Source organism: Aphanothece stagnina RSMan2012, from assembly GCF_046764815.1.
Lineage (GTDB): Bacteria > Cyanobacteriota > Cyanobacteriia > PCC-6307 > Cyanobiaceae > NIES-981.
Genome location: NZ_JBKOUC010000011.1, coordinates 66,184 through 90,108 on the forward strand (window position 1 = coordinate 66,184; position 23,925 = coordinate 90,108).

The 23,925-nt window shown below is 70.9% G+C and carries 23 protein-coding genes and 1 pseudogene; 9 read left to right on the forward strand and 15 right to left on the reverse strand.

Annotated features, from left to right (window positions below):
- Positions 1-2: 2 nt before the first annotated feature.
- The 3 genes and pseudogenes from ACLNEE_RS08985 to ACLNEE_RS08995 all read right to left on the reverse strand — a co-directional run.
- Positions 3-482, reverse strand: a complete 480-nt coding sequence (locus tag ACLNEE_RS08985; protein WP_411421496.1) for a Fur family transcriptional regulator — start codon at positions 480-482, stop codon at positions 3-5.
- Positions 483-642: 160 nt separating this feature from the next.
- Complete coding sequence (gene hisA / locus ACLNEE_RS08990) at positions 643-1,416, reverse strand: 1-(5-phosphoribosyl)-5-[(5-phosphoribosylamino)methylideneamino]imidazole-4-carboxamide isomerase (protein ID WP_411421497.1); 774 nt, start codon at positions 1,414-1,416, stop codon at positions 643-645.
- A gap of 27 nt (positions 1,417-1,443) precedes the next feature.
- Positions 1,444-1,632, reverse strand: a pseudogene (locus ACLNEE_RS08995) (TIGR02450 family Trp-rich protein); the annotation flags it as partial.
- A gap of 48 nt (positions 1,633-1,680) precedes the next feature.
- Between ACLNEE_RS08995 and ACLNEE_RS09000 the strand changes: the two are divergent.
- From ACLNEE_RS09000 to ACLNEE_RS09010, 3 genes are all read left to right on the forward strand, one after another.
- Positions 1,681-2,586, forward strand: coding sequence for an AEC family transporter (locus ACLNEE_RS09000; RefSeq protein WP_411421468.1), 906 nt, complete (start codon positions 1,681-1,683; stop codon positions 2,584-2,586).
- 180 nt (positions 2,587-2,766) lie between these two features.
- On the forward strand, positions 2,767-3,612 hold the full coding sequence (locus ACLNEE_RS09005) for an EAL domain-containing protein (protein WP_411421469.1): 846 nt from the start codon (positions 2,767-2,769) through the stop codon (positions 3,610-3,612).
- Positions 3,613-3,704: 92 nt separating this feature from the next.
- Positions 3,705-4,625 (forward strand): NAD-dependent epimerase/dehydratase family protein, encoded by a 921-nt coding sequence (locus ACLNEE_RS09010; RefSeq protein WP_411421470.1) that lies wholly within the window; start codon positions 3,705-3,707, stop codon positions 4,623-4,625.
- A gap of 9 nt (positions 4,626-4,634) precedes the next feature.
- Here ACLNEE_RS09010 and ACLNEE_RS09015 read toward each other — a convergent pair whose 3' ends face one another.
- A complete protein-coding gene (locus ACLNEE_RS09015) occupies positions 4,635-5,135 on the reverse strand; it encodes a CDP-alcohol phosphatidyltransferase family protein (RefSeq protein WP_412007007.1) in 501 nt (166 codons plus the stop codon).
- Positions 5,136-5,201: 66 nt separating this feature from the next.
- On the opposite strand from ACLNEE_RS09015, the gene ACLNEE_RS09020 reads away from it, so the two are divergent.
- Entirely contained in the window at positions 5,202-5,666 is a 465-nt protein-coding gene (locus tag ACLNEE_RS09020) for a CBS domain-containing protein (protein ID WP_411421472.1), read from the forward strand.
- Here the strand turns inward: ACLNEE_RS09020 and pdeM are convergent.
- Positions 5,623-6,312 carry a ligase-associated DNA damage response endonuclease PdeM gene (gene pdeM, locus ACLNEE_RS09025; RefSeq protein WP_412007008.1) on the reverse strand — a complete coding sequence of 230 codons (690 nt, stop codon included), beginning with the start codon at positions 6,310-6,312 and terminating at the stop codon, positions 5,623-5,625. The genes ACLNEE_RS09020 and pdeM overlap by 44 nt on opposite strands.
- Positions 6,313-6,808: 496 nt before the next feature.
- On the opposite strand from pdeM, the gene ACLNEE_RS09030 reads away from it, so the two are divergent.
- The gene (locus tag ACLNEE_RS09030; RefSeq protein WP_411421475.1) at positions 6,809-8,947 is read left to right on the forward strand and encodes a 4Fe-4S binding protein; all 2,139 of its coding nucleotides are present in this window, start codon (positions 6,809-6,811) and stop codon (positions 8,945-8,947) included.
- A gap of 7 nt (positions 8,948-8,954) precedes the next feature.
- Here the strand turns inward: ACLNEE_RS09030 and ACLNEE_RS09035 are convergent, their stop codons facing one another.
- The 5 genes from ACLNEE_RS09035 to ACLNEE_RS09055 all read right to left on the reverse strand — a co-directional run bounded on the left by ACLNEE_RS09035 (position 8,955) and on the right by ACLNEE_RS09055 (position 14,649).
- Positions 8,955-9,257, reverse strand: coding sequence for a hypothetical protein (locus ACLNEE_RS09035; RefSeq protein WP_411421476.1), 303 nt, complete (start codon positions 9,255-9,257; stop codon positions 8,955-8,957).
- Positions 9,258-9,286: 29 nt separating this feature from the next.
- Entirely contained in the window at positions 9,287-9,664 is a 378-nt protein-coding gene (locus ACLNEE_RS09040) for a gamma-glutamylcyclotransferase family protein (RefSeq protein ID WP_412007009.1), read from the reverse strand.
- 169 nt (positions 9,665-9,833) lie between these two features.
- Positions 9,834-11,810, reverse strand: a complete 1,977-nt coding sequence (locus ACLNEE_RS09045) for a sensor domain-containing diguanylate cyclase (RefSeq protein WP_411421478.1) — start codon at positions 11,808-11,810, stop codon at positions 9,834-9,836.
- Positions 11,811-11,848: 38 nt separating this feature from the next.
- Positions 11,849-14,425: a ligase-associated DNA damage response DEXH box helicase gene (locus ACLNEE_RS09050; RefSeq protein WP_411421479.1), complete on the reverse strand. Its 2,577-nt coding sequence runs from the start codon at positions 14,423-14,425 to the stop codon at positions 11,849-11,851.
- 14 nt (positions 14,426-14,439) lie between these two features.
- On the reverse strand, positions 14,440-14,649 hold the full coding sequence (locus ACLNEE_RS09055) for a DUF350 domain-containing protein (protein WP_411421480.1): 210 nt from the start codon (positions 14,647-14,649) through the stop codon (positions 14,440-14,442).
- 93 nt (positions 14,650-14,742) lie between these two features.
- Here ACLNEE_RS09055 and ACLNEE_RS09060 point away from each other — a divergent pair, with 93 nt between their 5' ends.
- The 4 genes from ACLNEE_RS09060 to ACLNEE_RS09075 all read left to right on the forward strand — a co-directional run bounded on the left by ACLNEE_RS09060 (position 14,743) and on the right by ACLNEE_RS09075 (position 18,278).
- Complete coding sequence (locus ACLNEE_RS09060) at positions 14,743-15,828, forward strand: hypothetical protein (protein ID WP_411421481.1); 1,086 nt, start codon at positions 14,743-14,745, stop codon at positions 15,826-15,828.
- Positions 15,829-15,844: 16 nt separating this feature from the next.
- The gene (locus tag ACLNEE_RS09065; RefSeq protein ID WP_411421482.1) at positions 15,845-16,075 is read left to right on the forward strand and encodes a hypothetical protein; all 231 of its coding nucleotides are present in this window, start codon (positions 15,845-15,847) and stop codon (positions 16,073-16,075) included.
- Positions 16,072-17,613: a polyamine aminopropyltransferase gene (locus ACLNEE_RS09070; protein WP_411421483.1), complete on the forward strand. Its 1,542-nt coding sequence runs from the start codon at positions 16,072-16,074 to the stop codon at positions 17,611-17,613. The genes ACLNEE_RS09065 and ACLNEE_RS09070 overlap by 4 nt, the downstream gene beginning before the upstream one ends.
- A gap of 77 nt (positions 17,614-17,690) precedes the next feature.
- A complete protein-coding gene (locus ACLNEE_RS09075; RefSeq protein ID WP_411421484.1) occupies positions 17,691-18,278 on the forward strand; it encodes a DUF4178 domain-containing protein in 588 nt (195 codons plus the stop codon).
- Positions 18,279-18,297: 19 nt separating this feature from the next.
- On the opposite strand, the gene ACLNEE_RS09080 is transcribed toward ACLNEE_RS09075, so the two are convergent.
- The 5 genes from ACLNEE_RS09080 to ACLNEE_RS09100 form a co-directional block, all read right to left on the reverse strand.
- The gene (locus ACLNEE_RS09080; protein WP_411421485.1) at positions 18,298-19,377 is read right to left on the reverse strand and encodes a mechanosensitive ion channel family protein; all 1,080 of its coding nucleotides are present in this window, start codon (positions 19,375-19,377) and stop codon (positions 18,298-18,300) included.
- 67 nt (positions 19,378-19,444) lie between these two features.
- Positions 19,445-21,136, reverse strand: a complete 1,692-nt coding sequence (locus ACLNEE_RS09085) for an ATP-dependent DNA ligase (protein ID WP_411421486.1) — start codon at positions 21,134-21,136, stop codon at positions 19,445-19,447.
- Positions 21,115-21,702: a DUF4334 domain-containing protein gene (locus ACLNEE_RS09090; RefSeq protein ID WP_411421487.1), complete on the reverse strand. Its 588-nt coding sequence runs from the start codon at positions 21,700-21,702 to the stop codon at positions 21,115-21,117. Before ACLNEE_RS09090 ends, ACLNEE_RS09085 begins: the two co-directional genes overlap by 22 nt.
- On the reverse strand, positions 21,702-22,592 hold the full coding sequence (locus ACLNEE_RS09095; RefSeq protein WP_411421488.1) for a DUF547 domain-containing protein: 891 nt from the start codon (positions 22,590-22,592) through the stop codon (positions 21,702-21,704). The genes ACLNEE_RS09090 and ACLNEE_RS09095 overlap by 1 nt, the downstream gene beginning before the upstream one ends.
- Positions 22,589-23,923: a glycosyltransferase family 87 protein gene (locus ACLNEE_RS09100; RefSeq protein WP_411421489.1), complete on the reverse strand. Its 1,335-nt coding sequence runs from the start codon at positions 23,921-23,923 to the stop codon at positions 22,589-22,591. The genes ACLNEE_RS09095 and ACLNEE_RS09100 overlap by 4 nt, the downstream gene beginning before the upstream one ends.
- Positions 23,924-23,925: the final 2 nt, after the last annotated feature.

Sequence of the window (23,925 nt, forward strand, 5' to 3'; positions counted from 1 at the left end):
GCTCAGGCGGGTTTCTCCAGCTCGGATGTGACGGGGCGTCCGCTGAGGTGGAGGGTGTACCCCTCGATCCGGTAGCCGGTGCTGCGCTCGATCTGGCGGAGCAGGTCCGCAGGCAGGGCCACGTCGAGGTCCTGGATGGCGCCGGAATCGAGACAGGTCAGGTGGCTGTGGGGGTCGCTGCGGTACCCGTAGAGGCGGCCATTGGCGCGGTCGAGGCACTCGATCACCCCAGCTGACTGGAGCGCCTCGAGGTTCTGGTAGACGGAGGTGTGGCCGATGTTGCGGCCCAGGTTGTTCAGCTTTTCAAAGATGTCGCGCGCACTGAGGTGGCTCCTCTCGGCCCAGAGCAGATCGAGCACCATGCGCCGCTGACGGCTGAGCCGCATGCCGAGGTCGCGGCAGCGCCGGTAGACGGCTTCGACGTCGGCGACCGGTGCGGCGGGCTCGGCTGCACGGGCCGATGCCTCTGGAGGAACCGGCAGCTCCGAGAGTGGCAGGCCTGCTGCGCTCAACCGTGGCACCGTTGGGATCACATTCTGTTATAGGGGAAACCGCAACCGATCCGGCTACGGTCTGGCCAGGGTCGGGCGGCTGGTCGGGCGGCTGGCCACGCGGCGGCGCCCCCCGGCGGCGTCCCCCGGATCAACCGATGCAGGCGGAGCTGGCGGTGGGACCGACGTCCTGGAGCCGCCCTTCGCCGATGGCCTGGATGGCTTCCGGCAGATCGATGCGGCCGTCGTACAGGGCTCTCCCCACGATCACGCCGCTCACCCCGAGGGGCTCCAGCGCCAGCAGCGACAGCAGGTGCTCCAGGTGGCCGATGCCGCCGGAGGCGATCACCGGCACGCTGCTGGCCATCGCCATCGCCCGCAGGGCCTCGAGGTTGGGGCCGGCCAGGGTGCCATCGGTGGCGATGTCGGTGCTGATGATGGCGGCGATTCCGCTGGCGCTGAACCGCTGGGCCAGGGCCGTGGCCTCGGTCTGGCTCTCCTCCAGCCAGCCGCGGGTGGCCACCTTGCCGTCCTTGGCATCGATGCCCACCACGATCCGGCCCGGATGCCGCGCGGCCAAGGTGTCCACCAGGTCGGGCTGCTCCAGGGCCACGGTGCCGAGGATGACCCGATCCAGCCCGAAGGCCAGCAGGTCGTCGGCCCGCTCCAGGGTGCGGACCCCGCCGCCCAGCTGCACCGGGATCGCCAGGGCGGCTGTGATCGCCCGGACGGCGGCATCATTCACCGGGGCGCCGCTGCGGGCGCCATCCAGATCGACCAGGTGGAGGCGCGTCGCCCCCTGCTCCTGCCAGGCCAGGGCCTGGGCGACGGGGTCATCCGAGAACCGGGTCACCTGTCCGTAGTCCCCCTGGTGCAGCCGCACGCAGTGACCGTCCAGCAGGTCGATGGCGGGGATGATCTGCATGGGACGGCGCAGCTGCTGCCAGCCAGGCTGCCAGAGCCGCCTGTCGCGCAGCTCGGCCAGGGGCACCACCAGCCGCAGACCCGGCGCGAGCACGGCGGCCAGCTCGGCGGCCCGCGTCCTTCCCCTGCCCCGCTGGCCGACCACGCTGAAGTGCCGGTGGCCCTGGGACCGCACCAGCACGGGGGACTGGGCCGTGTAGGCCTGGCCGAGGCGCATGGGTCGTCAGCGAAGGCCGCCATCCTGGGGGCAGGGTCTGGATGGGTCGTGGCCTTTCTGTTCGAGCTGGTGCCCGCCCTGCTGGCCGGGTTGCTGCTGGCGCGCCGCTGGCCCGGTCTGGCCACCCGTCTGGCCCCCCTGATGGTGCGCTACGGGGTTCCCTTCAGCGTGATGGGCCTGCTGCTGCGCGCCGGTGTCGACTGGCGCTTCGCCGACGTGCTGGCCCTGGCCCTGGGGATGGTGGCGGTTGGTCTGCTGCTCGTGGGTCGCTGGCTGCGCGCCCCGGTGGAGCAGCTGGGGGCCGTGGTGGGCAACACGGCCTACTTCGGCATCCCGGCGGCCCTGGCCCTGCTCCCCGCGGACGTGATCGGCTACAGCGTCAGCTACGACCTCGCCGCCACCCTGCTCACCTGGAGCCTGGGGCCGGTGCTGATCGGTGCTCAGGGCCTGCGGCCCCGTCTGCTGATCGCTTCGCTGCTCTCCAGCCCCGCCATCCGGGGGCTGGCGGCGGCGCTGCTGGTGCAGCTCACCCCGTGGCGGGACCCGCTGGCTGCGCTGGTGTGGTGGCCAGCCCGGGTGATCGTGGCGCTCTCGCTGGTGATGGTGGGTCTGCGGATGGCCCCGGCGCTGACGGTGCCCCTGCCGCCGCGCCTCTGGCCGGCGGTGGTGGTGAAGCTGCTGCTCTTCCCCCTCCTGGCCCTGGGGGTTCTGCAGCTGCTCCATCTCCCTGCCCCGGCCCGGGCCGCTGTGGTCCTGCAGGCCGCGACCCCCACAGCCGTCTCGGTCCTGCTGCTGGCCGAGGCGGTTCAGCCCGGCGGCGACGGGGCGGAGGACCCCGTTCCAGCCACCGGCGGCGACGGGGCGGGTGCGGCGGATGCGGCGAGTCTGGTCCTGTGGAGCACCCTGCTGGCCCTGCTCACCGTGCCCCTCTGGGCGCGCCTGCTGAGGGGCTGAGCGGCCTGCGGCCTGGGTGCGGTTGGAGAGCTGGAAGGCCTGCGGTGGCCGGTTCGGCTTCGCTGCTGTTCGCTTGGAAGGCCTTGTCTCCCGGCATCCCCATGGCGAGCGAGCGCCATCGATCAGGCCATCGGCCTGGCCCCGGGCCCTGGGCCCTGCTGTCCTGACGGGTCGTGCACCATGGCAGCTGACCATCTTCGCGGCGTGGACTCCCTCTCCCTCGGGGCCAGTCCCGTCCCCCCGTCCCTGGCTCGCCTGCAGGCGGTGCAACGGCTCAAGGGGATCGTGGGCGAGGGTCTGCTCAATCCCCATGCCCAGCCGATCGTCGATCTCCGGCTCGATCGGATCGTCGCCCTCGAGTTGCTGTTCCGGGTCTCCCCCATCGCCGGACTCTCGGGCATCCGGCCGGATCAATGCATTGCCCTGGCGGAGGAGACCGGAGGGATCGACCGCATCGGCCTGGCCATGTTCCAGGCCGCCTGCACCTTGCTGACCGACCCCGTGATCCGGCAGCGGGAGCTGGCGATCAACGTCAACCTCTCGGTGCTGCAGCTCCGCTCCCCCAATCTGCTGCCCCAGCTGCGCCGGGTGGTGCGTCAGGCGGGGGTGCCGTGCGACGCGATCTGCCTGGAACTCACCGAAAGCCACAAGCTGGATGCGGATCCCGACCTGCTGCGGCTGCTGCACGACCTGGCCGACTGTGGTTTCCGTCTTGCCCTGGACGACTTCGGCACCGGCTATGCCTCCCTTGCGGTCCTGCGCTCCTTCCCCTTCTCCCATGTGAAGGTGGATCGCTCCTTTGTGGCCGACATCGAGCACGCCCCCCGCTCCCGGGCCCTCTGCCAGGTGATGCTCCAGATGGGTGAGGCCTGCGACCTCACCGTCACCGCCGAGGGGGTCGAGACCAGGGAGCAGGCCGATCTGCTGATCGCGATGGGCTACTCCAGGCTTCAGGGCTTTCTGTTCGGTCGTCCCCGGCCGATCACCGAGCTGGAGGCGTTCTGGTCATCGCCGAGCGCGGCCTGAGGCTCCAGGACCCGAGAGCCCATGCGCAGCGGCTGCTCCGGGTCCGCTGCCCCTGAACCCTGAGAATGGCGCCGCAGGCGTCAGGGGCATCGATGCGAATTCTCGTGATGGGGGGGACCCGCTTCGTCGGCAAGCCCCTGGTGGAGCAGCTCCAGGCGGCGGGGCATGCCCTCACGCTCTTCACCCGGGGGCGTCATCCCGTTCCCCCCGGCCTGGAGCACCTGGTGGGTGACCGCAGCAGCTCCGCCGATCTGGAGGTGCTGGCGGAGCGTGCCTTCGAGGTGATCGTGGACAGTTCGGGCCGCACCCTGGCGGATTCCCGTGCCGTGATCGAGCGCACCGGGCCGCCGAGCCACCGGTTCGTGTATGTGAGCTCGGCCGGTGTCTACGCCGATTCCGAGCTCTGGCCCCTGGATGAGGAGAGCCCGACCGACCCGGCCAGCCGTCACGCCGGCAAGGCCGAGACGGAGACCTGGCTCCAGCAGCAGGGGATCCCCTTCACCAGCTTCCGGCCGACCTACATCGTGGGGCCGGGCAACTACAACCCCGTGGAGAGCTGGTTCTTCGATCGCATCCTGCACGGCCGACCGGTGCCCCTCCCTGGCGATGGCACCACCATCACCCAGCTGGGCCATGTCCGGGATCTGGCCGCGGCCATGGCCCGCTGCATCGAGGTGGATGCGGCGGCCAACCGGATCTACAACTGCACCGGCACGCAGGGCGTGACCTTCCGGGGGCTGGTCGAGGCCGCGGCGCGGGCCTGCGGGCGGGACCCCGGCGCGGTGGAGATCCGCAGCTTCGATCCTGCCGGACTGGAGCGGAAGGCACGCAAGGCCTTCCCCCTGCGCATGGCCCATTTCCTCACCGACACCCATCGGGTGCGGCGCGAGCTGGCCTGGGAGCCGGCCTTCGACCTCGAGGCCACCCTCGTGGACAGCTATGACCACGACTATGCCCTGCGCGCACCCACCACGCCGGACTTCGGCACCGATGCGGTCCTGCTGGGGGCCTGAGCCACCTGGTCAGGCCTGGCGCAGGTAGCCCCAGGCCGAAGCCAGGGCCAGGGCCAGGGACGGCCAGAACAGCCACCAGCCCAGCTGCATCAGCACCTCCCTTCCCGCCCAGGGCCAGAGCAGCAGCAGCAGGCTGGCGAACTGGAGGACGGTCTTGAGTTTTCCGGCGAGGGAGGCGGGCCCTCCGCTGCCCTGCCCGCTCCGCCAGCCCGAGATCAGCAGCTCCCGGGCCAGGAGAAGCCAGACCGCCAGCAGCGGCAGGATGCCCTGGGCTCCCAGCCAGAGGAGTGGGGCACTGATCAGGATCTTGTCGGTGAGGGGATCCAGGCGGGCCCCCCACACGGATCCACCGCCGGCTCGGCGGGCGATCACCCCATCGGCCCAGTCGCTGAGGCCCCCCAGCAGCAGCAGCAGCCAGGCCAGGGCGCCCCGGTCAAGCAGCAGGGCGAGCAGCAGGGGCAGCCCCAGCCAGGCCCGCAGCAGGGTGAGGCCATCGGCCAGGCGTCGCATTCTCTCCGGCCCCACGGCGCCTCCCAGGCTCAGGCTCAGAATGCCTCCATGCCGTCGTCCTCGCCCGTGGTCCAACAGTCCGTCTCCGCCGTGATGAGCAGCCCGGTGCTGAGTGTGGGTGTCGACACCCCCCTGCAGGAGGCGGTGAAGCTGATGAGTGAGCACCACGTCAGCGGCCTGCCCGTGCTCGATGCCGACGGCAGCCTGGTGGGGGAGCTGACCGAGCAGGACCTGATGGTGCGGGAGAGCGGCTTCGATGCGGGCCCCTACGTGATGCTGCTCGATGCGGTGATCTACCTGCGCAACCCCCTCCAGTGGGACAAGCAGGTGCACCAGGTGCTGGGCAGCACCGTGGGGGAGGTGATGGGCCGCCATCCCCACACCTGCGCGGGCGATCTTCCCCTGCCCGGGGCGGCGAAACAGCTGCATGAGGCCAGCACCCAGCGCCTGTTCGTGCTGGATGAGGCGCGGCGGCCCGTGGGGGTGCTCACCCGCGGTGACGTGGTGCGCGCCCTCGCCGCCGATGGGTGAGGGAGGGGGCGCAGGGCCAGGCCAGCACGGATCCCTCGGCCACGAGCCACTGTTCCTCCCCGGGCGGCAGCGGATGGCCGCCGGTGAGCTGCCCGAAGGCCGGCAGGGCGAGCCTCTCCTGCCGGCGGCAGTAACTGAAACAGGGCAGGCGCAGCCGGTCGGCGCCGTTCCCGACGACGGCCACCGGATGGAGATGGCCGCAGAGGTTGAGATGGCCTGGCAAGGCCTCGGGCTCGTGGCTGAGCCACCAGGGCCCGAGGGCCTGGGAGGGCTCCTGGGGCAGATCGGCGATCCAGCTGCCGCGTTCGTGGTTGCCGCCCACCAGCCGCAGCGGACAGCCCAGCAGCTCCGGCAGGGCCGCCAGCTTGGCGCGCAGGGTGGCGGTCAATCCCAGGCGGCTGTGAATCAGATCCCCGAGCACGATCACCTGGCGCGGGCCCAGCCGATCGGCCAGGCCGAGCAGGGCGTTGAGGGTGGCGGCATCCCCATCCGTGGGCAGGGGAACGCCATGGACCTGGAAGGTCTCGGCCTTGCCCAGGTGCAGGTCGGCCAGCAGCAGGGTGCGGCGATCGGGATCCCAGATCGCCCGCCCGGCCAGCAGCTCCAGGCGATGGCCCTGCCACTGGAAGGGGACTGCGTCGCTCATGGCTGAACGGGGGCTGCGCATCCGTGGCGCACGAAGCCATGCTGCGGTGCCAACCCGCGGCGCTTTGGCGGTTTCGCCATGGGTTTTGCCATCGGTTTCGCCATGGGCTGAGGGGCTGTCCCAGGCGCCCATGGTGTGATCAGAGCTGCAGCCATTCGCGATCAGGTGCGCCCACTCCCCAAGGCGATCACGGCCAGATCGAGCGGCTGGAAGTGAAGTGGCAAGGCGTCAGAACGGTCCTGTTGATCATCAGGCGCTGCTGATCTTGCTCCGGTGCACATCAGGCCCAGGCTGCACCGGGACATGGAGACTCAATGCTGAGCCATCGCCGAATGCTGAGCCATGAGCGAGGGAATCGTGCAGGCCGATGGCGGAGATTGGGAAGCCTGAAGACCATGCTGGTCTGGCGGCGGGCCGATCCGGCGCAGAGCTTGTCTGTTGCAGCTCTGTCGCGGGCTGCAGCCTTCAGAATCGGCTGTGCTGTGGCGGGTGTGCCGTGCCCCCTGATTCCCAGGCCTGCCTGCTGAAGCTGGCCCCCCATCTGGTGGCGCGTTCCCGTCGGGGCATTGTCGGCACCAGCCGCTATGCCCAGCGGCTGCGCGACCAGATCCGGGCCGCTGCCGCCGACCCCGAGGCCCGGCCCGTGCTGATCAGCGGCGAGCCCGGCCTGGAAAAGGACAACATCGCCGCCCTGATTCACTTCGGTTCTCCGGCCCGGCGGCAGCTGATGGTGCGCGTCGATGGCGCCACCCTGCGTGCGGATGGGGGGACCCTTTTCGGCAGCGCCAGCTCGGATGGGGAGGGTTCGCTGCTCGACTGTCTGCAGGAGGGGGCCCTGCTGATCGACAAGCTCGATCAGGTGTCGGCTGTGCTGCAGCAGCAGCTGCTGGAGCTGGCCAGCACGGGCCGCTGGCGCTCCCCGGGGGCAGATGGCTCGTGGCGCCAGTTCCATGGCCGCGTCTTCTTCACTGCGGAGTGCTCCCTGCCGCGTTTTGATGCGGCCTGCCGGCTGATTCGGGTGCCGCCGCTGCGGGTGCGGCGCCAGGACCTGGGTGATTGGCTGCGCTATCTGGTCCGCCAGCGCGCGCGCAAGCTGGGCTGGAGCCCTTTCCCCGACGTCAGCGACACGGTGGTGAAGCGGTTGCAGAGCTACGACTTCCCCAACAACCTGCGCGAGCTCGATGAGCTGGTGTACCGCGCCCTGCAGCAGGTGCGGCGCCAGGGAACCGAGCGGACGATGCGGGCCGCCGGTGGGCCCCGGCTGCTTCCTGACGATGTCTTCTGGACGCCGTCGCGGGGGCTGCGGCTCCGGTTCGACCTGTGGCGCTGGAAGCCCCGCCTGCGGGAGCTGATGCGTTCGCCCCGCCTCTGGAACGGTCTGCTGTTCGGTGTGGTGAGCTGGCTCTTCGTGCTGGTGAACCTGTGGTTGTGGCTCGGCCCCCAGGACCGGGGCCAAAGCGGTGCCCTCAACCTGTTCTGGGCCTGGTGGTGGCCGCTGATCCTGCTGGGCTACCCGCTGGTGGGGCGGCTCTGGTGTTCCTTCTGCCCCTTCATGGTCTGGGGTGAGATCGTCCAACGGCTGGCCGGTCGGCTGGGCTGGCAACCCCGCCCCTGGCCGCGGGGGGACACCGATCGCTGGGCAGCCCCCGCGCTGGCGGCAGGGTTTGCGGCCATTCTTTTCTGGGAGGAGCTCTGGAACCTCGAGGACACGGCCTGGTTGAGCAGCTGCCTGCTGCTGCTGATCACCGCTGGGGCCGTCGTCGGCTCCCTCGTTTACGAGAAGCGGTTCTGGTGCCGCTACCTCTGCCCGGTGGGAGGCATGAACGGGCTGTTCGCCAAGCTTTCCGTGCTGGAACTCCGGGCCCAGGTCGGCACCTGCAGCGGCAGTTGCAGCACCTATGCCTGCTTCAAGGGTGGCCCCGCCGACGGCGAAGGGCTGGCCACGGCCGGCTGTCCCCTGGGGACCCACCCGGCCCACCTCAGCGACAACCGCAACTGCGTGCTCTGTCTCACCTGCGCCCAGGCCTGTCCCCATCGCTCGGTGCAGCTGCGGCTGCGGCCTCCGGCCGCGGATCTCCAGCGGGACATGGACCCGCCCGCCGGGGAGCTGGGCCTCATCCTGGTGCTGGCCGGCGGTGTCTGCCTGCACCACTGGCAGCGGCTGCTGGGGTGGTGGTCCCTGGCACCGGATGCGCTCCAGAGCGGGCCGCTGCTGCCGCGATGCGCGTTCGGGGCGCTGGCGCTGGCGCTGCCTTCATTGCTCTTTCTGCTGGGCGGCCTGCTGCTGCCGGCACCGCGGCAGCGGCTGCTGACCTATGCCCTGCTCCCCCTCCTCTGGGCGGTGCTGCTGGCGCGCCATCTGCCGGTGGGCATGGCCGAAGCCGGCCGGCTGTTGCCCGTCAGTGCCGCCGGCCTGCCGCCAGCGTGGCCGGCCGCGCCGCTGCTGCCCCTGGCCCAGTGGAGTGCCGATCCCCACGTGGTGGGCTTCTGCCAGACGGGGGCCATGCTGGTGGGCGCCTTCGGTTCCGCTGTGCTGCTGCTGCGGCTGCTCCAGCCAGGGCTCCGCGGGCGGCTGCTCGGCGGGGGGCTGGTGCTCACGCTCGCAGTCGCCGGGCGCTGGCTGGTGGTGGGCTAGGCCCCCTTCACGATCGCCGGCACAGCCGCAGGATGTCCGCGGTGGTGTAGAGGCTGCGCCCTGAGCCTGGATCGGACTCGGCCAGCCGGTGGATCTTGGTGAGTCCGTTGCGCCGGCCGAGCTCGTCGGCGAGCGTCGCCCGCTCCGGGCCGCGGCTGCGGGCCCACTGCAGACACTGTTCCCGGTTTCCCTCCGCAGCGTGGGCCGCGCGAGGCCGGAAGGGCTGGACCACAGACGCCGGGATACCCCCCGCCAGGCCCACCATCAGAGCGCTGGCCAGGGCCAGGGCCCCGAGCAGAGCGACGCCCATGCCAGCTGCTGCCGCGTTTGGTGGCTGGCTCATCGCTGCGCCGCTGCTCCGCGCCAGCGGCCATCGGCCAGGCGCGGTGAGAAGCGCACCTGGTGGGCCTGGCCCAGGTACACCCAGGCGCGCTGGTGGTTGCTGAGTTCCAGCCAGTGGCGCTGGTACAGCCGCGGCACCCCTTCGAACCGATCGAGCTGGGCCAGGGTCGCCGGCTCCACCCTGAACAGTTCGCCGTGCACCTGCGCCTCGGGCTCCTCGGGTGGTGCCGGAACGGCCATCGGAAAGGGGCCCAGATCGTGGAGCCAGGCCCCCGACAGGCTGGCCTCCCCCTGGAACGCCGCCCCCCCGAGCCTGTGGTGGGCACGCATGCCCCGCTTGAGCGTGCCGTAGACGAACACCGCAGTCCCGCTCACCGACAGCTCCCCCCCGTACGGCAGCCTCCCGTGCCGCCGCCTCCCGGGCCGCGGCCATAATCCTGCTGACTCCTGGCCTCGACCATGACCCTTGCCCTGTTGGTGGCCCTGGCGGCTTCCCTGGCTCTGATGGCGTTCATAGTGAAGAAACTGGAAAAGGCCTGACGGTTCAGAGCGGGGCCTGCTGCCGCATCTCCGCCAGCTGAACGTGAATTCCCGTCCGCCGTTTGGCGGCATACATGGCCCGGTCGGCGGCACCGATCAGTCCATCGGTGTCGAGACCATGGTCCGGGAAGCGGGCGATCCCCACGCAGGCCGACAACCGGATGCGCGGATCCAGACCCTCCACGGGCTCGCGGGTGGTGGCCACGAGCTTGCTCGCCAGGGTCACCAGTTCATCCGGTGTGCCGGCGTCGGGGACCACCACCACGAACTCATCTCCCCCCTGCCGGCAGAGCAGGTCGCTTTCCCGCAGCACGTTCTGGAGACGCTCGCCCATCACCTGCAGCACGCGGTCACCGGTGGCGTGGCCGTAGCGGTCATTGACCAGCTTGAAGCCGTCGAGATCCAGGTAGAGCAGCCCGACGGAGCGTCCGTGGCGCTTGGCCAGGGCCAGATCGCGTTCCAGCTGCTGCATCATCAACGCCCGGTTGGCCAGGCCCGTGAGGGAGTCGTGCAGGGCCTGGAAGCGGACGGTCTCCTCGGCACGGTGCCGTTCGGTGATGTCCTGCAGGAACCCCACGTAGTAGCGGGGGGAGAGGTCCTCATCCCGCACCGTGGAGATGGCCAGGTGCAGGCGCCGCAGTTCCTCGCTGCGGATCCGGTTCCAGAGATCGCCCTGCCAGTAACCCCGTTGCAGCAGGGTTTCGCCGATGTCCCGGTAGAAGGCCTCGCTGTGCTCCCCGGACAGGAGCTGACGGGGGTGCTGGGCCTGGATCTCCGAGAGCCTGTAGCCGGTGAGCTGGGTGAAGGTGTTGTTGGCCATCAGGATCCGGCCCTGGTGGTCCGTCACCACGATGCCCTGGTCGCTGGCATCGAACACCGTGCTGGCCAGGGCCCGCTCCTGCGAGGCGGCCTCACTGAGAGCCAGCGCCTTCCGGGTGGTGAGCTGATTGCGGGCCAGCAGGTGAGCCCCCATGGCGGCCAGCAGGGTGGTGCCCAGGCCGGAGCTCAGCACCAGCCAGAAGGATGGGGTGATCCCCAGCCGGCTCCACTGACCCGGAAGGAGCGTCAGCTGGATTGTCCAGCTCCTCCCGGCCAGCTGAAGGTTCTGCCGGCTCCCCCTCGCTGAGGCGCGTGCGGGATCGCCGCTCTCGGCCGTGCTGAACAGCAGGCTGTTCGGCTGTCCCGGTGTGGTGTCGTGCACCTGGATCACGGCACCGGGCAGGGCCGGATCGGCGATGCCGCTGAGGGCGCTGGTGATCAGCTCGTCCATCCGGAGCGGCGAGAAGGCCCATCCCTCGGGCCCCTCCAGCTCCGCGGGGCTGGAAGGGGGACTGCTGCTGTGGGAGAAGACCGGCAGGACCAGCACCGCGCCGCTCTGGGCGCCCGGAGCCCGCTCCGCCAGCAGCTCCACGGGCCCGGTCAGGGTGGCCTGGCCGGTCCGGGCCGAGCGTTCCAGGGCCTCCCGGGAGTCGGGGTCGGCATAGAGGTCGAGCCCCACGGTGCGCCGGTTGCGCAGGTTGAAGGGCTCGAGGAAATCCACCACGGCATGCAGAGGACCCTGGGCCGTGGGATGCACGCTGAAGGATGGGTCACCCTGCCCCTGCACCTCTGCCACGAAGCCGGGAAGGTCCTGCGGCAGCAGACGCCGTGCAAAGCCGATTCCCTGAACACCGGCGAGCTCTCCGCTGTGGGCGGCCTGGCTGGCGATGGAACCGTAGAAGCTCCTGAATTCCTGGCGATCGACCGCGCTGGAGGCGTCGAACAGCCCTACCACGGCAGAGAGCAGGGCGATGTTGACATCAAGCTTCGAGCGCACGGCCTTGGTCATCTGGGTGAGCAGGCCCTGCTCGATCCGGATGTGTTCGGTCACGCCGAACCTGCGGGTGAGTTCCGCCACCCCCGTGGTGAGCACAAGCCCGGTCGCCAGCACGGCAGCGGAAAGGCGCTTGATCTGCCAGAGATGGGGTCCCGTTGCCAGCATGGCGATGGGCTGGCCTCTCCCTGCGATGGAGTCCAGTCCTAGCAGTGCTCCACCCGCTCGGCTTCCTCGCGCAGCCGCGTCAGTCGCTCCAGCAACGATTCATTGCTCATCCGGTTGTTGAGTCGCTCGGCAAGAAGGGGAAAGGCGAAGGGGCCCGGCCGGGCGGTGCGCACCAGCAGGAGGCGGCAGCTGAGCAGCCGCTCCAGGGCGGTGGCGATCCTCGGCAGTTCCAGCTGATCCGCCATCACCTCGGCCCGGGCCTGGGCCAGCAGCTGGTTGGCCGGTTCATGCCGCTGGAACACGTCGAAGAGCAGGGCGGCGCTGATCTGCAGCTGAGCGCCTTGCTTCGCCTGGCCGGGGTACCCGTTCAGCACCAGGCCGCTGATCTGGGCGATGGAGCGGAAGCGCCGCCGGGTCAGTTCGGAGAGGTTGATGGCCTGCTCCAGGTCGGCCTCCAGGTGGCCCGTCTCCAGCAGGTCATCCCCATGGCACGCGAACAGCTCATCGAAGGGGTAGTTCTGCGGGGCCAGCAGCTCAAATCCGTAGTCGTTCACCGACACGGTGATCGTCGAGGGGTGGTGCCTCGCCAGCCGCCAGGCCCAGAGGAAGCCGATCCCCTCGTGCACGAAGCGCCCCTCGAAGGGATAGGCGAACAGGTGGCTTCCTTCCCGGCTGCGGCAGACCTCCACCAGAAACTGGTCGCTGCGGGGCAGGTGGGAGAGGTCGGCCTGCCGGCGCAGCAGCGGTTCAAGCGCCTGCAGTTCCGCCGTGTCGAGGCGGCCGGTCCCGGCGCCGGAGCCGTCAAGGGCCCGGGCGCAGCGGTCCACCTCGTCGCGCAGGTGCCGGCTGAGCAGATCCGAGATGGCCATCTGGCCGCCGGCCCAGGCCGGCACGGCGCTGCTGCGGCGGCGGGTGGCCTTCACGTGGGCGACCATCTCCCGCAGGCGCACGAACTCCAGCTGGCGGCCGGCGAAGAAGAACACATCCCCTGGCCGCAGCCTGCCGATGAAGGCCTCCTCCACATGACCGAGCACGGCCCCCCGCACGAACCGCACCGTCACGGCCCGGTCGGAGGTGATCGTGCCGATGTTGAGGCGATGCAGGCGGGCGATGGGCGCCTGCCTGACCCGCAGCCGTGTCGCGTCGCCCTCGCCGTCGCGCTCCAGCTTGCGAAAGCGCGGGTAGGCCCCCAGGCAGTCGCCGCCATGTTCCAGAAACCGCAGGCACCAGTCCCAGCTCGCCTGATCGAGCTGCTGGTAGCTCCAGGCGCTGCGCACGGTGGCCAGCTCCTGGTCCGGATGGAATCCCGGTCCGCAGGCCAGGGTGGTGAGGTGCTGGAGCAGCACGTCGATGGGGGCCTGCGGCGGCCGGCGCGTTTCCATCACCCCCTCGGCCAGGCCGCGGCGCATGGCGCTCACCTCGAGCAGTTCGAGGGCGTTGGTGGGCAGGAACAGCACCTGGGAGGTGCCGCCTGGAGCGTGGGCGCTGCGGCCGGCCCGCTGCAGCAGCCGCGCCAGGTTCTTGGCGCTGCCGATCTGCACCACCCGCTCCACCGGCTGGAAATCGACGCCCAGATCAAGGGAACTGGTGCACACGACCCAGCGCAGCAGGCCCGATTTCACGCCGGCCTCGATCGTCTCGCGGCTTTCCCGGTCGATGGCGCTGTGGTGGAGGGCCATGGCGTCCTCCATCTCCGGGCAGGCGTAGCGGAGGCACTGGTGCCACCGCTCGGCCTGGTTGCGGGTGTTGGTGAACAGCAGGGTGGAGATGGCGGGATCCAGGGCCGCCACCAGCTCCTCGTACATGCGGAGCCCCAGGTGTCCGGCCCAGGGGAAGCCATCGATCTGGTCGGGCAGCAGGCTGCGGATGGCGGTGGGCCGTTTCAGCCGGGCACGGATCAGCACCGGCGAGGTGGTCTCCGTCATGGTGGTCTCCACGGTGGTGGTCTCTGCCGTGGTGGTGGGCCCTGCGGCGGCTTCGACGCCTGGCGGAGCTCCCACGGCGCACCGCGCCGCCTCCTCGAGGTTGCCGAGGGTGGCGCTCACCGCCCAGGTGCGCAGGCCTGGTCGCAGGCGCCGCAGCCAGCTGAGGCAGAGCTCGCACTGGCTTCCCCGCTTGCTGCCCAGCAGTTCGTGCCACTCGTCGAGCACCACCGCCTCCAGCGCGCCGAACAGTTCGGCCGCCCGGGGATTGGCCAGCAGCAGGCTGAGCGACTCCGGGGTGGTGATCAGGATGTGGGGTGGGGTGCGCAGCTGGCGGGTGCGTTCAGCGCTCGGGGTGTCGCCGTTGCGGATGGCGACGCGCAGGGGCCAGCCCATGGCCGTGATCGGGGCCTGGATCGCCTGGGCCAGGTCGCGGCTCAGGGCGCGCAGCGGGGTGAGGTAGAGGAGCCGCAGGCCGGGGCTGGGCCCCTGGGATCCCTCGGCCAGCAGGGCGGCGATCGGTCCCATGACCGCGGCATAGGTCTTGCCGGATCCCGTGGGCACCTGAATCAGGCCGCTGCGGCCCTCCAGATAGGCCCGCCAGCACTGGCGCTGGAAGGGAAGGGGCGTCCAGCCCTGCTGCTGGAACCAGGTTTCGATCGGACCCAGCTGGGTCCGGATGGATGGAGGCACCCCGGGGCTGCGTCTCAGGTGGCCAGCACGGTGACGACCACGGCGGCCACGGCCAGGATCACCGCGGCCAGCACCAGGCCGGCGGCCACGTTGCCCTTGCGGATCTCAGCCCGGTAGTCGATCGGTGCCAGGCGGTCGAACAGCACGGTGCTGCCATAGACGAGCAGCACGCCCACCACGGTCCAGCCCACGGTGTAGAGCAACTGGCGGAACGGAACGGGCATCGGAATCGGGCGGGTGGCGGCAGCGGCCCTGGGGCCGGAGGACCCATCACCCCGTAGGGTACCGAGACGCGAGATCCTGGCCTGGAGAGCGCGATGCCGCCGCCATCCCAGCCAAGCGTCGCCGGTGCTTCAGCCGTGGTGCGCTGGCCCCTGCTGGCCGCCCTGCTGCCGCTGCTGCCCCTGCTGGTGCTGCTGTTGTCGCTGTTGGTGTCCCTCTTGGGTCCTCGCCAGCAGCAGCTGCTGATCCTCGATGGCGACGAGCCTGTCGAAACCCAGCCGTTCCGGCTCGAGGACGGCTGGCTGGGCAGCCCGCTCCTCGAGCTGCGCGCCGAGATCCCTCCCAACAGCAGCCTGCTGCTCGACGTGGATCTGCTCGACGCGGCCGGCCAGCCCGTGCTCCAGCTCTCCAAGGAGGGCTGGCGCGAGGTCGGCACCTGGCAGGAGGACGGGGAGAGCGGCACCTACGACGAAGGGGACGGTGCCGTGGAGCTGGCCCTGCGGCCGCGCGGCAGCGGCACCTACCGGTTGCGGCTGGTGCGCCAGGAGCTGCTCGGCGCCAGCGGCGACGTGCTGGACGGGCCCCTGCGGGTGCGTCTGCGGATGGAGAACCACAGCGTCGACCGCACCCTGCTGCTGGTCACCGCCCTGGTGGCGGCCGTGCTGGTGCGGATGCTGTGGATGGCGGTGTACGGCGACTGCCGCCTGCGCCGGCGCCTCCGGCGGGATGAGGGGACGGTGGCGGAGCGGCTGCTGCTGGGTGGTCCCGGCCTGCTGCGGCTGGGGGTGCGCGCCCGCTACGAGGAGCCCGACGACCCGCCGCTCCGGCGCGACGCCCCACCGGCGGAGGTGCCGATGGAGCTCAGCCTCAGCGACAGCCTCGGGCGCACCCTGCTGCACGAACGCCAGTCCCTGCGGCTGCACCATCACGAGGGCTCCGACGATGCGTGGTGGACGGTGGTCTCCCGCTCCCACCTGCGCCTGGCCGAGCCCTGCAGCGTGCGGGTGCGGGTCAGCCTGCCGGAAGCACTGGCGGGCGGTGGACTCGAACTCGAGTGGCTGGAGCTGCTCGTGGAGGATGGCGTGGTGACCCCCTGGTCGGTGGAGGCCCGGTCCCTGCCCCCACCGCAGCCTGCTCCCCTGCCAGCGTGGGTGCCCCCTCCGGCGGCACCCTCCGCCTGAGACCGCCGCAACCTGGATGGAACGTCAGCTGATCCTCGGCCTGGTGGTGATGGCGGTGCTGCTGGGGACCGGCCTGGCGATCACCCGGCCCTTCCTCTACCGGCTGGGGCAGGAGGGTACCCCCACGGCCTCCCGTTCCAGCGGCGTCAGCCACCGCGGTGCCTACGTCGGCGGCCGCTGGCGGAGCCGCACGCCCAGCCGCGACTGGGACGGTTTCCAGGGCCGGGGGCCGGGTGGGGCGAAGTGAGGCCGCTGCCACCGCTCCGTCCGCTGCAGGTGAGGCTGCTGCTGGCCAGCGCCGCCCTCTCCTCCACCGTGGGCCTGGTGCTCGAACTGCTGCTCGTCACTCAGGCCAGCTACCTGGCCGGGGATGCGGCCCTGGCCACCGGCGTGGTGGTGGGAACCTTCCTGGCGGCGATGGGTCTGGGGGCCTGGCTGAGCCAGTTCGTGGCCAACGGTCTGCGGCCGCGCCGACCGCTGCTGCGCTGTTTCGTGCTGGTGGAGCTGTGCCTCAGCCCGCTCTGCCTGCTGGGACCGCTGGCCCTGTTCGCCCTGTTCGCCGCCGACGGCCCCCTCTGGCTGGCCGTGGTGGTGCTGACCCTGCTGGTGGGGGTGCTGGGCGGCATGGAGCTGCCGATCCTGACGCGATTGCTGGAGGGCCAGGAGCAGCTGCGCACCGCCCTGGCGCGGGTGCTGGCCCTGGATTACCTCGGGGCGCTGGTGGGCTCCCTGGCCTTTCCGTTGCTGCTGCTTCCGGCGCTGGGGCTGCTGCCCACGGCGGCCCTGCTGGCCCTGGTGCCGCTCCTCTGCGGCTGGGCGCTGTGCTGGGGCTTCCCCGAACTCCGTCGCTGGCGCTGGCCGGTGAGCGCCGGGCTGCCCCTGGTGGGGGCCCTCGCCCTCGTGGTGGCCCCCCTGGGCGACCGCATCGAAGACCGGCTCTACGAGGATCCGGTGGTCGGTCGGCTGCAGACCCGCCACCAGCGGATCGTGCTGACCCGTCGCCGCGACGACCTGCGCCTCTTCCTGGACGGCAATCTGCAGTTCTCGAGCCTGGATGAATACCGCTACCACGAGGCTCTGGTGCACCCCGCCATGGCCCTTCACGGCCGGGCGGCACGGGTGCTGCTGCTCGGCGCCGGGGACGGGCTGGCCCTGCGGGAGATCCTGCGCTGGCCGGGCGTGCGTCGGGTGGACCTGGTGGAGCTGGATCCGGCGGTGGTGCGGCTGGCGCGGCAGCACCCCTTCCTGCGCCGGCTGAACCGCGACAGCCTGGAGGACGGCCGCGTGCGGGTTCACCTTGGGGATGCCTTCGCCCTGGTGGACGCCCTCCCAGGCCAGTACGACGTGGTGATCGCCGATTTCCCCGATCCGGCCACCCCGCCCCTGGCCCGCCTCTACAGCGTCGGTTTCTACGGCCGCCTGCTGCGCAGGCTGGCCCCGCAGGGACTGGTGGTGACCCAGGCCTCCACACCCTTCTTCACGCCGAAGGTGCTGGCTTCGATCCAGGCCACCTTCGCGGCGCTGGATCTGGAGACCCACCCCTACAGCGTCGATGTGCCCAGCTTCGGCCCGTGGGGATTCGTACTCGCCCGTCGTCCCGGACCGGCGCAGCCCCCGGCCGTGCTCCCCTTCGAGGGGCGCTGGATCGACAACGTCCAGCTCGCCAGGCTGTTCGAGCTGCCGCGGGATCTGCGCCCGGGGCCCGGTGAGCCGGTGCGCGCCAACCGGCTGACCCGGCCGGTGCTGGTGGATTACCAGCGCCAGAGCCGCTGGCGGGCCGACTGAGCCCTGGCCAGTCGCCCAGCCGCCGGCGGTCCGACGCGGCACCGATAGCCTGCGGTCTCGCCGCTGCCGGGGTCCCGATGGCCGTTCTGGTGCTGCTGGTGCTCCTGGCCGTCGGCGTGGTGCTGCTGGTCGTGCAGCGCTCCCGCCGGCTGCGCCCCCCCCGCTCCGGGACGCTGGCGCTGCGGGAGCGCACCCTGTTCGACCTTCAGCTGGGCGACATCGTGCAGGCCGACGGCCGGGACTGGGTGGTGGAAGATCGCCTGCTCTACGACGACGAGGGCTTCCAGTGGCTCGAGTACCTGCTGCGTGATGGGGAGGTCGCCCGTTGGCTGGTGGTGTGCGAGGACGACTGGCTGGAGGTGAGCTGGCTGGAGTCGGTGCCGTTCCGGCCGCCCCTGCCCCTGCCGCGGCAGCTGAGCTGGCAGGGGCGCGCCTACACCCTGCAGGAACAGGGCAGGGCCAGCGTGACCGCCACCCTGCGCAGGATGAACCGCCGTCCGGGCAGCTGCCGCTACGCCGACTACACCGCCGAGGACGGGGATGTGCTCTGCGTGGAGCTCTGGGGCAGCGGGGAGGATCAGGAGGCCGAGGTGACCGCCGGCAAGCGCATCGACCCCGCCAGCCTGGGGCTGCTGCCGGGGGACGGGCGCTCCGTGTACCGCTGAACGGCGGCGTGTCTGTGGCTCAGGCCAGCGCGGGCCGGACCAGTTCGCCCCGGGTCTCGCCTGGTTGCTCGAGGAAGAGGGTCTGGGTGGGGTAGGCGAAGTCGATGGCGTGGCGCTGGAAGACTTCCATGATTCCGATGTTGATCTTCTGCTGAAGGTCCAGGTACAGCACGATGTCGGCGTTGGGAACGAAATAGACGAATTCGAATTCCAGGCAGCTCCCTGCGAAGCGGGTGAAATGGCAGCGGTCGAATTCAGCAGGGTGATGCTCCTGAATCACGCTTTCAATCAGAGCGGGGATGGACTTCAGCGTCGCTACCGGGGTCTGGTAGACCAGCCCAAGGGTTGTGGAGATCCGCCGCTTGGGAAGATCTCCATAGTTCTGGATGGTCTTGCCGAGGAGATCCTCGTTGCTGATCACAATCCGCTCACCGCTCAGACTGCGAAGGACGGTGGAACGGATCCCCACACCCTCAACCGTTCCATGGAAACCATCGAAACAGATGAAGTCGCCGATCCTGAAGGGTTCATCCAGCAGGATCGTGAGGTAGTTGAGAAAGTTTGAAATCGGACCCTTCAGGGCCAGGCCAATCCCGATGCCCGCGCCGGCCAGGGAGGCATAGATGGCACCCATCTGCACGCCCTGGTTCTGGAGAAACACCAGCAGCCCGAGGATCCAGACCAGCGAGCGGATCATCGGATCGAGCCCCCGCAGCAGGTCCAGCTGGTTCTCGTGGCCGAGCCGCACCAGCGCCCGGTCGAGCAACAGCAGCAGCACCCGGTTGATCAGACGCACGATCAGCACGATCGCCGTCAACTGAACCGCCCCTTCAATCAGCCGATTCGTCCAGTCTCCGGATCTGAACACATCGAAATCCTCCGCCAGGGACGTCCATCCCCACCACAGCGCGCCCAGATAGCCGATCGGGCCTGCCGTGCGCAGCACCGCGCTCACCAGGCGGTCATCGGTCTGGGTGCCCGTGCGGCTGGTCAGGCCTCCGAGCCAGCGGCGCAGGGCCCTGAGTGTCACGAACACCAGACCACAACCGAGGATCACTTTCCCCAGAGCCACGACAACGAGGAGGCCGGATTCAGACATCGTCAACTGCTAAAAGTGGCGTACCTTAACGACTTTTTTGCAGCCGCGGGTCGTGGCTCTCAGGTGGTCAGTCGGATGGCACGTGGGTGTGCCTGTCGGCGTCACGCAGCAGCTCCAGGGCGCTGGCGAGGCAGTCGGCTTCGGCGGCCGGCTTGTCCCGGCGCCAGCGGCTGATGCGCGGGAAGCGCACGGCGATGCCGCTTCGGTGCCGTTTCGAGGGCTGCAGGCCTTCGAAGGCCAGCTCGAACACCTGCAGGGGCTCCACCGCCCGCACCGGCCCGAAACGCTCGGACGTGTGGCTGCGGATCCAGCGATCCAGGGCCGCGATCTCCTGGTCGTCCAGTCCGGAGTAGGCCTTGGCGAAGCTGACCAGCCGCCGTTCCCCGCCGGCGGGGGGGGCATCCCAGAGGCCGAAGGTGTAGTCGGTGAAGAGGTTGGCGCGGCGGCCGCTGCCGGCCTGGGCGTAGAGCAGCACCGCATCGAGGCGGTAGGGATCCCGCTTGTGCTTCCACCAGTCGCCGCGGCGGCGACCCACCCGGTAGGGGGAGGCGGCCGCCTTGAGCATCACGCCCTCGGCGCCGGCACTCTCGGCCTGGCGGCGCAGCTGCTCCAGCTCCTCCCAGTGCGCCAGGGGCAGCTGGGGGGAGAGCCGCAGGAGCCCGGCTTCAGGAGCCTCGGCCGCCGCCGCGAGGCTGCGGTGCAGGGCCTCCAGGGCGGCGCGGCGCCGGTGCAGGGGCTCGGCCCGCAGGTCGCGGCCCTCCCCTTCCAGCAGGTCGTAGGCGATGAAGGTCGCCGGGCAGGCGGTCAGCAGGCTGCGGCCGGGGGCGCGGCGGCCCAGGCGGCGCTGCAGGCTGGCGAAGGGGGCGGGCCGGGCGGCCTCCGCCGGCCAGACGACCACCTCGCCGTCCAGCACGGTGCCGGCGGGCAGCGTGTCGGCCAGGGCGATCAGCTCCGGGAAGGCGGGGTTGATCAGCTCCTCGCCGCGGCTCCAGAGAAAACTGCCGGCGGCGCGGCGGATCAGCTGGCCGCGGATGCCGTCCCATTTCCACTCGATCAGCCAGTCGTCCGCGGCACCCGGCAGGGGCGGCTGGGTGGGATCGTCCGGCGGCACCAGCGGCGAGGCCAGGAAGAAGGGATAGGGGCGGCTGCCGGGCCCCTCGCCCTCCACCGCTGGGGCCAGCAGGGCCTGCCACGCCTCGGCGCTGGGCCGGAAGTCCCCCATCAGCCGGTGGGCGAGCTGGGTCTGCTCCAGCCCGCTGAGGCGCGCCAGGGCCCGCAGCACCAGCCCCTGGGCCACGCCGATCCGGAAGCCACCGCTGAGCAGTTTGTTGACCACCAGCAGTTCAGCGCTGTCCAGGCCCCGCCAGAGGGCCCTGACGGCTTCGGCCTGCTCCGCTCCCTCCAGGGCGGCCAGGGCCGGCAGGCGCCGTTCCATCCAGTCCTGGAGGGGGGCGGTGGGCTCCTCCCCAGCCTGGGGCTGGTGCTGACGCCACAGCAGGGCGATGGTCTCGGCGGAGTCGCCGACCTGGGCGTAGCAATCCTCGAACAGCCACTCCGGCAGCCCGGAGGCCTCCAGGCAGATCTGACGCAGGCGGCGGCCGGTGATCAGCCTGCGGCGCTGCTTGCCCAGCAGGCAGTGCAGGGCCCAGGCCGCATCCGCGGCAGGGGCCGCGCCGAACCAGGCCTCCAGCACCGCCACCCTGGCGCTGGTGCCGCTGGTGTGATCAAGGACCTCGATCAGTGCGGCGAAGTCGCGCATGGCGTTCGGTGCGGCGCGTCGGCCCGCCGCAGCAGGAAGAAGAAGGGCTGGGCCATGCCCTTGCCATCCATCAGGCCGAGCAGGGTGTCGTCATCGATCCGGCGGAAGACATCCAGGATCGGCAGCTGGTCGTAGACCATCGTGGCGCTGGTCCGGTCGCGGTGGCGGATCATCCGCAGCCGGGAGCGGGAGTGGCTGGTGCTCAGCAGCGGGGTGCAGAGCTGGAACAGCCGGCCGGCCAGTCCGCTCCTGGGCATCGGCACCCGGGTGGCCAGGGCCAGCAGCGGGCCGATCCTGCCGGGGTCGAGGGCGACCTCCCCGCCGCCCGGTCCCGTGAACACTAGGGGGTGGCCATCCTCCGGACTGTCGAAGCGCTTGCCGCGCCAGTGGAAGGCCTCCAGCAGACCATCCAGCGGATGGCCGGTGGGGAAGCCCTGGCCCTCCCAGCTGCCGAGCATGGCTTCGACCTCGACGACCGGCAGGGCATCGAAGAGCTCCAGGGCGGCGGCGGTGGTGGTGCCTCCGGCCGCCAGGGCCTGCTGCACCTGTTCCCGGGGGCTTCCCATCAGGATCCGTCAGGTTGGCTGTTCAGGGACCAGTCGTACTCCAGGACGCTCAGGCGGTAGTCGCCCCGGCGCAGCAGGTCGCGATCCGCGGCGCTGACGTAGCCGCTGATGAAGTTCAGCACCGCCCGGCGGTCCCGATGCCGCCCGAACCCGTGATCGGTGGCGTAGCGGCGCTTCCAGTCGTCCCCGAACCACTGGAAGATGGCCGAGATCCCCACCGTGCCGGCGGCCCGGTCGATCTGAAGGCCGTGGCGGCTGCGCAGCCAGCGGCGGGACTGGTCTTCGAGCTGGTGCTCCAGGCTGGCCCCCCGGAAGGGCTCCTGGCGCAGGGGGGGACAGCTGATCGCCGCGCAGACCAGGGCCGCATGGATCCGGGGCTCGTCGTAGCGCCGGCGCAGGATGCCGTGCTCGATGTGGTCGAGGGTGACGGCCTCTCCGGCCACCCGGTGCCGGGTCAGGTTCCAGACCCCCCAGATGTCGCGGATGCTCGGCCGGATCGGCTCCTGGCGGATGATCGAGGCCAGGGTGAGGGCGTTGTAGGCGTTGATCAGGAACGCAATCTGTTCGGTCTCGTCCCAGGCGGCGAAGCTCGCGGCGGGCACGGCTCCGAGCTCGGCCAGGTAGGTCTCCAGGTCGCCCGGATCCCGTTGCAGTCTCCGGTAGTCGACCAGCCCGTCGCGATCCACGACGCGCTTCAGAACCCTGGCCAGCGCCTGGTGCTCCAGGGGTGGGGTGGGCGTCGCACGGGCCGGCGGTGCCGCTGGAAGTGCCGCTGGAGGTGTTGCTGACGGTGGCGAACCCGCCAGGCGGTTCGGAGCGAGGCCGCAGCCGCTGAGCAGCAGCAGACCCAGGCCCAGGGCCGGGAGGTGGCGGAGCGTCGGTGGGTTCATGGCCGTTCGGGGGGGGAGGGGGCATCGGGCCGGTCGTCGGGCTGGTCATCGGCCGGCGCGCCGCCGGCCGCGAGGGCCTCCAGCGCGAGGCCGGCGACCAGGGGGCCCCACAGCAGCAGCCGTTCGGCGTCGCTGAGCTGCCAGTCGGGCAGGCGGGACGGAAGGACGAAGTACACGAACCCGGAGAGGCTCACCAGCCGTTCAGCCCAGGCCCGCGTCGGCAGCCCGAAGGGGATCAGCCAGCTGAAGTACCAGACATGGACGATCGGTGAGAGCAGCAGCAGGGCGAGCAGATAGCGGCGGCTGAATCTGCCCAGGTCGGCACGGCGTCCGAGCAGCAGCAGGGTCACCGCCGCCAGGGCGAGCAGAAACACCCCGTTGTGCTGCACCGACCAGCTCCACACCCTGCCCACCAGATGGGGCACCAGTTCGGCGCTGCGCCCATGGCGCACGAAGGACGACCCCATCGGCACGAGGGCACAGCGGCGCCGATCACAGAAGGCCAGGGAGGCCGCGGCCATCGGCAGCAGACCGAGCAGGGCCATGGCGAGGGCCTGGCGCCAGCGCCGGGCCCGGAGCGGCTGCCAGAGCTGGTGGGCGAGCATCGGCAGGGAGATCCATTTGATCGCCACGCTGAGCCCCACCAGCAGGGCGGCGGCCAGCCGCTGCCGCGGACCCAGGGTCCAGGCGGCCGCCAGGGGCAGCAGGAACCAGCTGTCGAAATGCCCCCCTCCGGCAAAGCTCACCAGGATCAGGGGGTTCCAGCCGTAGAGCAGGCTGCGTCGGCGGCCGAAGCGGCGCACCAGCAGGGCACAGACGCCCAGGTCCGCGGCCACGAAGGCCAGCTTGAACACGAGCACGCTCGGCCCCGGCAGAGCCAGCAGCCGGAACAGCAGCTGGGTGAGCGGCGGGTAGATCGCCGTCACATCGGGATGGTTGATCAGGGCCCACCAGGGCGGGCGCCACGCCGCCAGAGCGGCGTCGGCGGGGGGCAGCTCGAACGGGTTGAAGCCGAGCAGCTGGATCTGCCCCTCCCAGAGATACCGCCAGATGTCGTCGCTCGGCTCCATCGGCAGCAGCAGCAGGCGGGCGGCCAGGGCCACCCCCCAGAACGCCCACCGTCCCACCGCCTCCAGCCGCCAGGAGAGGGCGAAGCCCCCGGCCATCACGGCCGCCGCCGGCCAGAACCGCCCCAGCACCAGCGGATCGGTGAGCTGGCCATGGGGGGCCATCAGCAGCGAACCGCCCACCAGCAGCAGGGCACTGCCGATCAGCACCCAGGTCGGCTGGCTGCGCTCGGGATCGCTCGGGATGGACAGCGCCGTGACCATCA